The organism is Nostoc sp. ChiVER01, assembly GCF_034531155.1.
GTDB lineage: Bacteria > Cyanobacteriota > Cyanobacteriia > Cyanobacteriales > Nostocaceae > Nostoc.
Map to the genome: position 1 here is coordinate 398,087 of NZ_JAVRBS010000003.1, position 12,338 is coordinate 410,424.

The window sequence follows — 12,338 nt, forward strand, 5'->3', positions numbered from 1 at the left end:
ACCGCCAAGACGCCAAGGACGCAAAGGAAGAGGGGAAAAGAATTAATTATGCAAGTTTCCAAAAATTCTGTTAATAATACGGCTAGTTTAAAGAATTTGAAGGGGTTTGATGAGAGTCATCCGCCTGATCCAAAGTTGATTGATAGTTGCGTACATTGTGGATTTTGTCTCTCAACTTGTCCGAGTTATCGGGTGCTGGGTAAGGAGATGGATTCTCCTAGAGGACGCGTCTATTTAATGGATGCAATTAATGAGGGCGAAATTGCTTTAAATACGGCAACTGTAGAACATTTTGATTCTTGTTTGGGGTGTCTTGCTTGTGTGAGTACTTGTCCTTCTGGTGTGCAGTATGACAAGTTAATTTCTGCAACTCGTCACCAAGTTGAACGAAATTATCCTCGCAGTTTACCAGATAAACTTTTTCGTCAACTGATATTTTCTTTGTTTCCTTATCCCAACCTTTTACGGGTTTTATTAGTTCCGTTGTTGGTTTATCAAAAGTTGGGGTTTGCTAAATTAGTTCGTGCTACGGGTTTACTCAATAAAATATCGCCCCGTTTGGCAGCAATGGAATCTATTCTGCCAGAAATTACTCTCAAATCTTTTCAAGATAATTTACCTACTGTGATTCCCGCTAAAGGTGAGAAGCGGTATCGCGTTGGGGTAATTTTGGGTTGCGTGCAACGGCTGTTTTTCTCTCCCGTGAATGAAGCAACGGTGCGGGTTTTAACGGCGAATGGTTGTGAAGTTGTAATTCCGAAATCTCAAGGTTGTTGTGCGGCGCTTCCTGAACACCAAGGACAAACAGAACAGGCGAAGGCTTTAGCAAGGCAGATGATTGATAGTTTTGCTAAGACTGATGTCGATTTTGTGATTATTAATGCTGCTGGTTGCGGTCATACTTTGAAAGAATACGGTCACATTTTAGAAAGTGACCCAGAATATCGGGAAAAGGCAAAGGATTTTGCAGCTAAGGTGAAAGATGCTCAAGAGTTTTTGGCAACTGTTGGGTTAACAGCAAAACTTTCAGCGTTGAGTGATAAACCATTGAATTTAGTTTATCAAGATGCTTGCCATTTATTGCATGGACAAAAGATTAGTGTGCAACCGCGTCAGATATTGCGGCAAATTCCAGGGGTGAAGTTGAGAGAACCAATAGATGCGGCTTTATGTTGTGGCAGTGCTGGGGTTTATAATATGCTGCAACCAGAAGTTTCTGAAGAATTGGGTCGGCAAAAAGTGCAGAATTTGTTGAATACTGGTGCTGAGTTAATTGCTTCTGCTAATCCGGGGTGTACTTTGCAGATTACGAAGCATTTGCAATTGCAAGGTAAGAAGATTTCAGTTATTCACCCGATGGAGTTGTTAGATTATTCGATTCGGGGTGAGAAGTTGAAATTGTAGATAAGATTAACCAGGATTTTACCCCACCCTAACCCTCCCCTTATAAAGGGGAGGGAACAAGATTTCTTATTTCCCCCCTTTATAAGGGGGGATTAAGGGGGGTAATTTGACTTGTGTATACATCGTAGCTAGAAGGGTAGGAGGAGTTAGGGGTGCGGTTCATCTGAATTCTGTTTAATTAAACAGACAAAAAATCACTCAATCTGAAGAAGTTATTTCCGAAATAGCCACTTTATCGTCTGTATAATCACTGAAATGGGCAAGAGTGTCAGGTTACTTTCAGGTGATTTGTGATGAAACTAGATTTGGTCAGGTTTTTTCAAGCTTGCAACCCCAGTAAGACTCTGGTTGTGAGCAAACCGGAGGATAGACAATATTATATTGATTTCTCTAAAGTGCGTGGTGCCAAAATTATTGAGGAACTTGGGCGAACTATCACCCGCCTTTCACCTGAAGAACCTACCTGTCAATTGTTTACAGGACATATCGGCTGTGGCAAGTCTACTGAATTACTGCGACTCAAAACAGAGTTAGAACAGCAGGGATTTCATGTGGTTTATTTTGAGTCTAGCCAAAGCCTAGATATGGCTGATATTGATGTTACAGATATTTTACTGGCGATCGCTCGTGAAGTGAGTCAAAGTCTGGAAGCAATAAAAATTAATCTCAAACCTGGATACTTTAAAAATCTATTTACGGAAATCTCTGAGTTCTTGCAAACGCCGTTAGATATTGGAGTTGAGGCTGAGTTATCTGTAGGTATTGCCAAGATTACCGCCAAAACTAAAGATAGTCCCAAACTTCGCGGACAGTTACGGCAATATTTAGAACCGCGTACCAATGGCATTTTAGAATCAATCAACAAAGAATTGCTCAAGCCTGCTAGAGACAAACTCAAGCAGCAAGGTAAAAAAGGACTGGTGGTAATTATAGATAATCTCGACCGAGTGGATAATTCTTTAAAGCCTTCCGGTCATTACCAGCCAGAATATCTCTTTGTTGAACGTGGTGAACAGTTAAACCAGCTAAATTGTCATGTTGTTTATACTATTCCGTTAGTGTTGATTTTTTCTAACGCTTTAGGCAGGTTAACAAATCGCTTTGGCGCAGACCCCAAGGTTTTACCAATGGTTCCTGTGCAATTACAAGATGGTTCGCAATTTTCACAAGGAATCACGCTGCTGCAACAGATGGTTATGGCGAGGGCTTTTCCTGGTGTCAGTTGGGAACAAAGCCAGCATTTGATTACTGAAGTTTTTGATAGTGCTGATAGTTTGGAGAGGCTGTGCTTAGTTAGCGGCGGTCATTTGCGTAACTTGTTGATGTTATTGTTTCGCTGTCTTCAGCAAGAAGACCCACCTTTGTCGCAAGAGTGCGTGAATAGAGTGATTAAACAACGCCGTAATGAGCTAACTTTGGCAATTACACCCGATGAATGGGAATTACTGCGTGAGGTAGCGCAAGAGAAAAACTTGAGAGGTCATGAAAGATATGAACTTTTGCTCCGTAGTATGTTTGTATTTGAATACCGGGATGAGGATGGTTCTTGGTTTGATATCAATCCAATTTTGGCAGAAGCGAAGGAATTTAGGTTAGGGACTTCCAAATAAAAAAATACTCAAAAAACTAGCGAAAAACTCTCTCCTCCTTATTTCTCTGTGTTCTCTGTGTCTCTGTGGTTTGTTTATTTGGATGATTTATTTCTTGGAAGTCCCTTATGAATCGGCGTATATGAAGAAATATAAATAGTAGGCTGTGTTATGTCGTAGATTAACGCATCTTGAATTCTTGACTATTAGCGCCGACTTACTTAACACAATGTGCGACATCACTACCAGTCCTCGAATTACCCCACCCTAACCCTCCCCTTATAAAGGGGAGGGAACTAGATAGATTTTTTTCCCCCCAATAAACGGGGGATTAAGGGGGGTAATTCGACTTGTGTGTACACTGTAGCCGTTTCGGGGAGAGGCTTTGATTCTGGTTAGGTTTGAGAGAAAGTCACACATGGCGTTACTTATCAGGTATTTTTTGAAATGGTATAACGGGAGCAGTATCCGTGTACCTGGGAGCGGTGTTTGTGTACCTGGGAACGGTATCTAGGTTCATGGGAGCGGTATTTGGGTTCATGGGAACGGTGTTTGTGTACCTGGGAGCGGTATCTGGGTTCATGGGAACGGTATCTGGGTTCATGGGAGCGGTATCTGGGTTCATGGAAACAGTATCTGGGTTCATGGGAGCGGTATTTGTGTACCTGGGAACGGTGTTTGTGTACCTGAGAACGGTATCTAGGTTCATGGGAGCGGTATCAGTTGTAATTTTCACAACTACAGGTTACAACTAGCAGAAATCATCCTTCTGCCCACTGCCCCCTACTTGCATGATGTAATTATACAAACAGCTAATATAAGGTAAATTATCTATGTTATGAGTAATCAGCAAGAGCCAGAAAATTTAGCCTTTGACAATGAACGTTCATTGCAAACTCTGGTACGAACAATTACCCTTTCTCAGGGAACATTCTCGCTGATTTTGCTGCGCTGTAACTATGCTGATTTACGTCAGCGTATAGTAGAACGTCTGCATCAATTATCTACTGTACACATTGGCGAAATTACTTTACCTGCATCAGTCAAAACGCTTTACACAAATATACGCGAACAACTAGGAGATGAACAGCCACCTGCATTAATGATTTTTGGTTTGGAGTCGGTTAAAGATATTGATACAGTTCTGACTTCAGCTAACCAAGTACGGGAGGAGTTTAGAAAGAACTTCCCATTTCCGATATTGTTGTGGGTTAATGATTCAGTTCTGCAAAAATTTATTCGATTAGCAACTGATTTAGAGAATTGGGCAACTATCATTGAGTTTGAAAAACCTACTGATGAGTTAGTCAATTTCCTTCAGCAAAAAAGTGATGAAATCTTTGCAGATGATATTACACTCAATCCCCAAATGTGTCGGGAACTAGAAACCGCCCGTCAAGATTTGCAAAATCGAGGAGAAGTATTAGAAGCAGCACTTCAAGCAAGTTTAGAGTATTTGCTTGGTTTAAATGATTATTTACATGACCACATAGATTCTGCTTTAGCACATTATCAACAAAGCTTGGAGTTCTGGCGACAAAGTAATGATTTAGAACGACAAGGTATATTACTCGTTAATATTGCTTCAGCTTATAATCGCCAATCTGAAAAAAACCAGACCGAAAATCAACGCTATTGGCAAGAGTCTAAAAATTACTTTCAGCACGCTATTGAAATTTTTGAACAAGCACAACGTTCAGATTTAGTTGCAAAACATATTACTAAACTGGGTGAAGTACTGCGACGTTTACAAGCATGGCCAGAGTTGCAAAGTCTTGTGGAAAAATCTCTGCCGCTACATCAAAATTATGGCACATCGTTGCAGTTGGCTCAAGATTATGGATTTTTAGCAGAGGTAGCCTTAGAGCAGTCACAGTGGGATGAAGCTCATAAACACGCACAACAAGCATTGCAAATATTAGCTGCGATACCTAATTTACAACCAGATCAATTTGCTTTATATCGGTTTATTTTAGCAAAATCACAACAGGGTTTAGGTCAAGTTCAAGCAGCAATTACTAATTTAGAAGCTGCAAAAAATGAAAGTAATCATCACTATAACCCACAATTATATATATCTATATTAGAAAGGTTACGCTTAGTTTATTTTGAACAATGTGAATATCTTAAAGCTTTTAATATTAAGCAAGAACGATTACAAATTGAACAACAGTATGGTTTTCGCGCCTTTGTTGGTGCATCTTATCTTAACCCACAGCGACAGGCAATTAATTCTGCACAGTTGCAGGTAGAAAATCCTGAAACAATTGCTCAAGAAATTGCTGCTTCTGGTCGAGGACAAGATGTTAAACGTTTGCGAGAAAGAATTGGCGGGACTGAGCATAAATTGACTGTAATTCATGGCCAGTCAGGAGTGGGTAAAAGCTCGATTTTGCAGGGTGGATTAATCCCGGCGTTGCAACAAGAAGCAATTGGTGAGCGAGATGCTTTACCTATTTTGTTGCGAGTTTATACTGATTGGGTAGGGATGTTGGGGCAGAGTTTGGTTAAGGCTTTTGAAGAAGTCAGAGGAAATCAATTATTTGTTAACCTTGATTCTTCAGCCGCTATTTTAGAACAATTACGAAAAAATGCTGACCGGAATTTGTTGACGATTTTAATGTTTGACCAGTTTGAGGAGTTTTTCTTTGTTTATCCAAACCAAAGTCAACGACGAGCATTTTATGAGTTTTTGCGAGTTTGTTTAGATATTCCTTTTGTTAAAGTAATTTTGTCTTTACGGGAAGATTATTTACATTATTTATTAGAGTTAGAGCGTCTGTTTAATTTGACTGCAATTAATAATAATATTCTTGATAAAAGTATTCGTTATTACTTAGGTAATTTTTCGCCAAACGATGCTAAAGCAGTTGTGCAGAGCTTAACAAAACGCTCTCAATTTTACTTAGAGCCTGCATTAATTGATGAATTAGTGCAAGATTTAGCAGGCGAATTGGCAGAGGTTCGCCCAATTGAGTTACAAATTGTGGGGACGCAATTGCAAACTGAGAAAATTACAACTTTAGATAAGTATCGTCAGTTTGGTACGAAAGAAAAACTGGTTGAGCGATTTTTAGAAGAAGTTATCCATGATTGTGGCGCGGAGAATAAACAGGTTGCACGGCTGATCTTATATTTACTGACAGATGAAAGTGGTACTCGTCCCTTGAAGACTCGTGCTGAGTTAGCAACAGATTTAGCAGCAGAAGCCGATAAACTAGATTTGGTGTTAGAGATTTTTGTAGCATCGAGGTTAGTATTACTGTTACCAGAATCTCCGGCTGACCGTTATCAATTGGTGCATGATTATCTTGTGTCGTTTATTCGTCGCCAACAGCAGGGAAGTGACTTGTTAGCAGAACTTGCACAGATACGTCAACAACAAAAGCTGACTGAAGAGGAGCTAAATCGTTCTCTAAAACGCCGACTGAGAGATTCTTATATAGCAGGAGTTGCAGTGGCATTATTCGCAGTTTTGGCTATGGCATTTGGGATAAGAGCAGAAGATCAAAAAAGACAGCTAGAAATAAGTCAAATTCTCGCGCTTAGTGCATCCTCAAAAGCTCTTTTCACCTCGAACCAAGAAATTGAAGCACTAACAGAAGGTTTAAGGGTAGGCAGACGACTAAAACAGTCAACTTGGGTAGATGATAATGCCAAAATTTTAGTTCTTACTGCTTTACAGCAAGCAGTTGATCAAATAAGAGAGCGAAATCGTTTAGTTGGTCATACTGATATTGTTTGGGGTTTGAGTTTCAGTCCTAATGGTCAGGTAATTGCTTCAGGCGGTCGGGACAGCATTTTGAAACTCTGGAGTAGTAACGGCAGGCTGCTTAAAAATATAAAAGTCCATAGCGCTATTACTAACCTAAATTTCAGCCCTGATGGTCAGATGATTGCTACTGCTAGTTTAGACGGGATAGTGAAACTCTGGAGCAGTAACGGCGTTTTGCTTCAAACCCTACGAGGACATAGCAATTCGGTATATGATGTGGGCTTTAGCCCTGATGGCAAGACTCTTGTTTCTGCTAGTAGAGACAAGACTTTAAAAATTTGGAGTCGTAATGGTTCAGTACTTAAAACTTTGAGAGGGCATAGTAGTATCGTCAATAGCGTGAGTTTCAGTCCTGATGGGAAAACAATTGCTTCTGCTAGCGACGACAAGACAGTTAAACTTTGGAGCACTGATGGCACTTTGCTTAAAACCTTAAGGGGCCATAGCGAAGCAGTTATGGATGTTAGTTTTAGCCCTGATGGGAAAACAATTGCTTCTGCTAGTAGGGACAAAACTGTAAAACTTTGGAACCGTTACGGTAAATTCTTGCAAACCCTTCAAGGGCATACTAACATAGTTTGGGATGTAAATTTCAGTCCCAACAGTCAGATTATTGCTTCCTCTGGAGGGGACGGATTAGTTAAACTCTGGAGCCGAGACGGCAATGAGCTTATCAGTTTAAAACATAACGATGATGTCACAACAGTAAGGTTTAGTCCTGACGGTCAGATGCTAGCTTCTGCTAGTTTTGACAAAACTGTGAAAGTTTGGAGTGTTGATAATAGCCTCAAAACCCTTAGAGGGCATAGTAAGCGCATAAATAGCGTGAGTTTCAATCCTGATAGCAAAACCCTTGCAACAGCTAGTAATGATCAGACAGTTAAGCTGTGGAATCGTAACGGCACACTGCTGAAAACCCTCAACGGTCACAGTGGTAGTGTTAGTTCGGTCATTTTCAGTCCTGATGGTTATACTATTGCCACTGCTAGTAAAGACAAAACAGTTAAACTGTGGAATCATGAAGGTACACTGCTGAAAACCCTCAACGGTCACAGTAGTTGGGTTAACATGGTTAGGTTTAGTGCTGACGGCCAGACTATTGCTTCTGCCAGTAACGACAAGACAATTAAGCTTTGGCGTCGTAACGGTACAATACTTAAAACCCTGGCAGGACATAGTGATATCGTCAATAGCGTTAGTTTTAGCCCTGATGGGAAAATAATTGCTTCTGCTAGTGACGACAAGACAATTAAACTCTGGAAGAATGACGGCACTTTACTAAAAACCCTGCAAGCACATAGTAAAGTGATATCTGTAAGTTTTAGCCCTAATGGTCAAGTTTTTGCTAGTGCAAATTTAGAGAACACGGTGCAGCTTTGGACTCATGATGGCATATTGCTCAAAACCCTTATAGGACATAATGATACTGTCAATAGCGTTAGTTTCAGTCCCGACAGTAAAATGCTAGTTTCGGGGAGTTGGGATAAAACCGTAAGGCTCTGGGGAATTGATGGCAGTTTACTATATATTTTCACTGGACATAAAAATGGTATCTTGGATGTAAGTTTTAGCCCAGACGGCAAAACGATCGCCTCAGCTAGTGTCGACAACACAGTAATTTTAAGAAATTTAGATTTTAACCTAGATAAACTGCTGGCGCGAGGTTGTGCTTGGCTGCATGATTATCTACAAACCAACCCCAATGTTACGGATAGCGATCGCCATCTCTGTGAGGATATTAAATAAAAGCCAAGTGATGTCTTGCGACAAGCCGCTTCGCATGTTTGAACTTTGTAGAATTATCTTCAACACAACTATACACACTGTCTCAAATATTACTTAATAAACCAACCTACTACCAAGCAATTTCTAGTTAAGCCGAGGGCATTGCTAATTACTTTAATAGCGATCGCTATCACTGTCTGCACGCAACTATTGTTGCGCTTGGGGTGGTAAACAAACTAGAGGTACTATTCCTGGTGGTTGTAAAGGTATTTCTAATAAGTTGGGAAGATAATTATAAGACTAGATAAAAAATTAGTTAGCTGCATTAAAAATCTGCTGTGCAGTTAAATTTAATTGGGGAAAGGTAGGTGATGAAATCGCGGTGTTACCTTGAAACGTTGTCATTTGATATTCACCATCAACTAATTCGCACACAAAAATAGTAGGTTGTTTGGGATTGCCGATAAACTTTCTTGCACCCAATGCAGCATAATCAACAATCCAATATTCAGGAATTCCCATTTCTTCATAATCTCCAAATTTATTGTAGTAATCATCTCGCCAGTTGGTTGAAACAACTTCGATGACTATTGGAACCGATGCTACTTGGCTTACTGTTGACTGTTTTTGAAAAAGCGGTTCATTGTTGAGATTATCAAGATTTAGCAGCAACACATCAGGGGAATAAGCTGATTCGGCAGAAGGAGTTTGGATCAATGCAGTTTTAGGTATAGTGTAGGGAAGATTCAGGCGATCAAACTCGACAGTTAGCTTACGGGCTATAAATCCTACAACTTTTTCGTGCGAACCTGTTGGAGGCGGTATTTCAACAATTACTCCTTTGTGCAACTCATAGCGTTTTTCATCGTTGGGATACCATTCGATAAATTCATTGAAGGTTAGTAATTTTGGCAACGCTTGGGTCATAATCTTACCTAAATTCAATCAACGGCTGCCCGAATTCAATCAACGACGTTTAGTAATTCTCGCCTTCAGGTAAGGTGAGGATTTCAACGCCATCTTCAGTTACAGCTAGTGTATGCTCACATTGAGCAGAAAATTTGCGATCGCGGCTCGAATTCAATCAATGACTGCCCGAATTTAATCAACGACGTTTAGTAATTCTCGCCTTCAGGTAGGGTGAGGATTTCAACGCCATCTTCAGTTACAGCTAAGGTATGCTCACATTGAGCAGAAAGCTTGCGATCGCGCGTTACCGCAGTCCATTTATCGCCCAGAACCTCGACTTCGTAAGTACCTTCGTTAATCATTGGCTCAATAGTAAAAACCATCCCTGGTCTGAGGCGCTTACCCTTACCGCGTGTGCCATAGTGGGGAACATCCGGTGCAGTGTGGAAAATGTTACTGATGCCGTGTCCAACGAAATCTCGCACTACAGAAAAGCCTTGTCCTTCAGCATACTCTTGAATAGCTGCACCAATATCACCAATGCGGGCCCCAGGTTTAACCTCAGCAATACCCAAGCGCAAACACTCTTCTGTCACCTCTACCAGCTTTCTCGTTTTTGGAGAAGGAGTGCCGACAAAGAATGTCTTAGATGTATCGCCGTGATAACCTTCAACAATTGGCGTTACATCAATATTAATAATGTCACCATCCTTAAGGATTTGCTTGGCATTGGGAATGCCGTGACAAATTACCTCATTTACACTGGTGCAAATTGATTTAGGATAGCCCTTATAGCCAAGAGGTGCGCTTTTTGCTCCATGCGCTTGCGTCCACCGTTCGGCTTCATCATTTAGTTCAAGAGTGCTAACCCCTGGCTTCACAAACGGTTCGAGATGCTGGAGAAGTTTAGCTGCTAGACGCCCCGCTTGACGCATTTTCTCTATTTCTCGTTGGGATAAAATAACAATTAGTTCGGTTTTCATTAACTTTTATCTAGATATCTTTCATAAACATAGTTAATCCTGTCTGTGCAGCTCTTTGGGCTGCATCAGCAACTTTTAAGGTATACAAGCTCTCCTCTGGGGTAACGTACAAAGGAGTGCCATCAAAAAGATGGTCTAAAACCATACTTGTGTCTTTGGCAAATAAACCCCGCCGAGGGCCAACCTCTATAGGTGTTGTTTCCCCTGACTGGATAAATATTCCGGTATCGCCATCAAAAATTAAACCACCTTTTTCACCGTGAACTTCAAACTTGCGTTCTGATTGCCAAATACTTTCGCCTTTGCCATAGACTACTTGAGCTAAAAGTCCACTGTTAAAGGATAGTTCACTAGTGCAGAAACAGGTTTGGTAATATTCCGGTTCTATTTCCCAATATCGTTGGTGACAGTTAACTGTAAATACTTTACCAAATAAATCTGTAAGACGATTTAGACGAGACAAAGCGCCCATTAAGGGAAAACCGAACAACTCGTGGTTATAAGTCCATTTACGGGGTGCAGGATTCTGGGGATTGATAGTGCTGTAGCGAACATAAAAAACTTCACCAATTTTGGCTAAGTTTTGCTTCAAGGCTTGATGCAAACCACCCAAAAGTTCTAGGTGTTCAACGTGCAGGAGTTTTTTTTGTGCTTTGGCTAAGGCAATTAGTTCTTCTGCTTCGACTACATCCAACGATAGAGGATATTCTACAACCACATGTTTGCCGTTAGTCAGGGCTGCACGAGCGATCGCCCCATGATCTCGATTAATAGTAGAGATCACCACTAGGTCTATATCTTCACGCTTTACTAGCTCTTGCCAAGAACTCAACGCTTCAATTTGGTACTCTTTAGCAAAGGTTTCTGTTGTTTCTGCGGTATGACCAACAGCTGCGATTAACTGCGATCGCATTCCCTCATTATGGAGCAATGCCTCAGATCGAAACTTTGCCGCATACCCAGTACCCACCAAACCTACACGCACTTTTGCTTTTTCCAAAGCTGCTTCTGAATTATACATGATCCTCACTAGTTATGTTTTTGATTCTTTCACCCTTCTAGTGTTGAGATTCTCTCAACATCTCGAATCAAATGACTTCACCAGTTTAGACTTTACAACATTCGTACTAGGGCATGTTTTCAAAACTATAACCACAAAATAATCAAGACGATGGCGCAGTTAATGTCTTCTGTTACATCCGTAATGCCTAGCTAGCTTTTGAATAGGGATACGGCAAGGCTGATATTGAGAAAATCTCTACCCGATCAAATAAAACAGCCCTACTTTTTGAAGAAAGTTAGGGATCTCGTTTGCGTAAGTCCTATAAAATATAGTTAACATTAATCCTATTCATATTTTTATCTTTTAATATAACTTTTTCTAATTACAGCCTGAATAGGGACGAAAATAATATAAATAAAACTTATAAGGATTAAGCAACTAAATTTCATTACTAATCGCGTTCAATTTCTAGTCACATCGTTTAATTTTTCTCGTAGTATCAGAATTGAAGCAAATTTGAACCAGCGGCTAATCCCACAGAAAAGCCGTGACCTTTGCCTAAAGATAACTTATACTACCGTTTGCAAAAGAGAGGATTACTCAATGCCAAGCTATAAAGTGACACTAGTCAATGAAGCTGAAGGACTTAACCAAACACTTGATGTTGATGATGATACTTATATTTTAGACGCTGCTGAAGAAGCCGGTCTTGACCTGCCCTACTCTTGCCGCGCTGGTGCTTGCTCAACCTGTGCAGGTAAACTCGTATCAGGTACCGTCGATCAAGGTGACCAGTCATTCTTAGATGACGATCAAATACAAGCTGGATATGTACTGACCTGTGTCGCTTACCCAACCTCTGACGTGACAATCGAAACTCACAAAGAAGAAGAACTCTACTAAGAGTTAGGCCCCTCAACAATAAACCTCTTGCAAGAGTTAGTGATGTT

General features: G+C 40.6%; 7 protein-coding genes. 4 read left to right on the forward strand and 3 right to left on the reverse strand.

Features of this window, described 5'->3' with window-relative positions; all coding sequences use genetic code 11:
* Positions 1 to 48 precede the first annotated feature (48 nt).
* From RMY00_RS06320 to RMY00_RS06330, 3 genes are all read left to right on the forward strand, one after another.
* Entirely contained in the window at positions 49 to 1,404 is a 1,356-nt protein-coding gene (locus tag RMY00_RS06320) for a (Fe-S)-binding protein (protein WP_322646729.1), read from the forward strand.
* 293 nt (positions 1,405 to 1,697) lie between these two features.
* Positions 1,698 to 3,014: a P-loop NTPase fold protein gene (locus tag RMY00_RS06325; RefSeq protein ID WP_322646730.1), complete on the forward strand. Its 1,317-nt coding sequence runs from the start codon at positions 1,698 to 1,700 to the stop codon at positions 3,012 to 3,014.
* Positions 3,015 to 3,831: 817 nt separating this feature from the next.
* Positions 3,832 to 8,514, forward strand: coding sequence for an eIF2A-related protein (locus tag RMY00_RS06330; protein ID WP_322646731.1), 4,683 nt, complete (start codon positions 3,832 to 3,834; stop codon positions 8,512 to 8,514).
* Positions 8,515 to 8,805: 291 nt separating this feature from the next.
* On the opposite strand, the gene RMY00_RS06335 is transcribed toward RMY00_RS06330, so the two are convergent.
* From RMY00_RS06335 to RMY00_RS06350, 3 genes are all read right to left on the reverse strand, one after another.
* Positions 8,806 to 9,420 (reverse strand): Uma2 family endonuclease, encoded by a 615-nt coding sequence (locus tag RMY00_RS06335; protein WP_322646732.1) that lies wholly within the window; start codon positions 9,418 to 9,420, stop codon positions 8,806 to 8,808.
* A 188-nt stretch (positions 9,421 to 9,608) separates the two neighbouring features.
* Complete coding sequence (gene map / locus RMY00_RS06345; RefSeq protein WP_322646733.1) at positions 9,609 to 10,385, reverse strand: type I methionyl aminopeptidase; 777 nt, start codon at positions 10,383 to 10,385, stop codon at positions 9,609 to 9,611.
* Between the two features lie 10 nt (positions 10,386 to 10,395).
* Entirely contained in the window at positions 10,396 to 11,406 is a 1,011-nt protein-coding gene (locus RMY00_RS06350) for a Gfo/Idh/MocA family oxidoreductase (protein ID WP_322646734.1), read from the reverse strand.
* A 585-nt stretch (positions 11,407 to 11,991) separates the two neighbouring features.
* Here RMY00_RS06350 and RMY00_RS06355 point away from each other — a divergent pair.
* Positions 11,992 to 12,291, forward strand: coding sequence for a ferredoxin (locus RMY00_RS06355; protein ID WP_322646735.1), 300 nt, complete (start codon positions 11,992 to 11,994; stop codon positions 12,289 to 12,291).
* Positions 12,292 to 12,338: the final 47 nt, after the last annotated feature.

Bases quoted from the DNA above. Each gene is read 5' to 3' on its own strand.
- RMY00_RS06320 (WP_322646729.1), top strand. From the start codon at position 49: ATGCAAGTTTCCAAAAATTCTGTTAATAATACGGCTAGTTTAAAGAAT.
- RMY00_RS06325 (WP_322646730.1), top strand. From the start codon at position 1,698: ATGAAACTAGATTTGGTCAGGTTTTTTCAAGCTTGCAACCCCAGTAAG.
- RMY00_RS06330 (WP_322646731.1), top strand. From the start codon at position 3,832: ATGAGTAATCAGCAAGAGCCAGAAAATTTAGCCTTTGACAATGAACGT.
- RMY00_RS06335 (WP_322646732.1), bottom strand. From the start codon at position 9,420: ATGACCCAAGCGTTGCCAAAATTACTAACCTTCAATGAATTTATCGAA.
- map (WP_322646733.1), bottom strand. From the start codon at position 10,385: ATGAAAACCGAACTAATTGTTATTTTATCCCAACGAGAAATAGAGAAA.
- RMY00_RS06350 (WP_322646734.1), bottom strand. From the start codon at position 11,406: ATGTATAATTCAGAAGCAGCTTTGGAAAAAGCAAAAGTGCGTGTAGGT.
- RMY00_RS06355 (WP_322646735.1), top strand. From the start codon at position 11,992: ATGCCAAGCTATAAAGTGACACTAGTCAATGAAGCTGAAGGACTTAAC.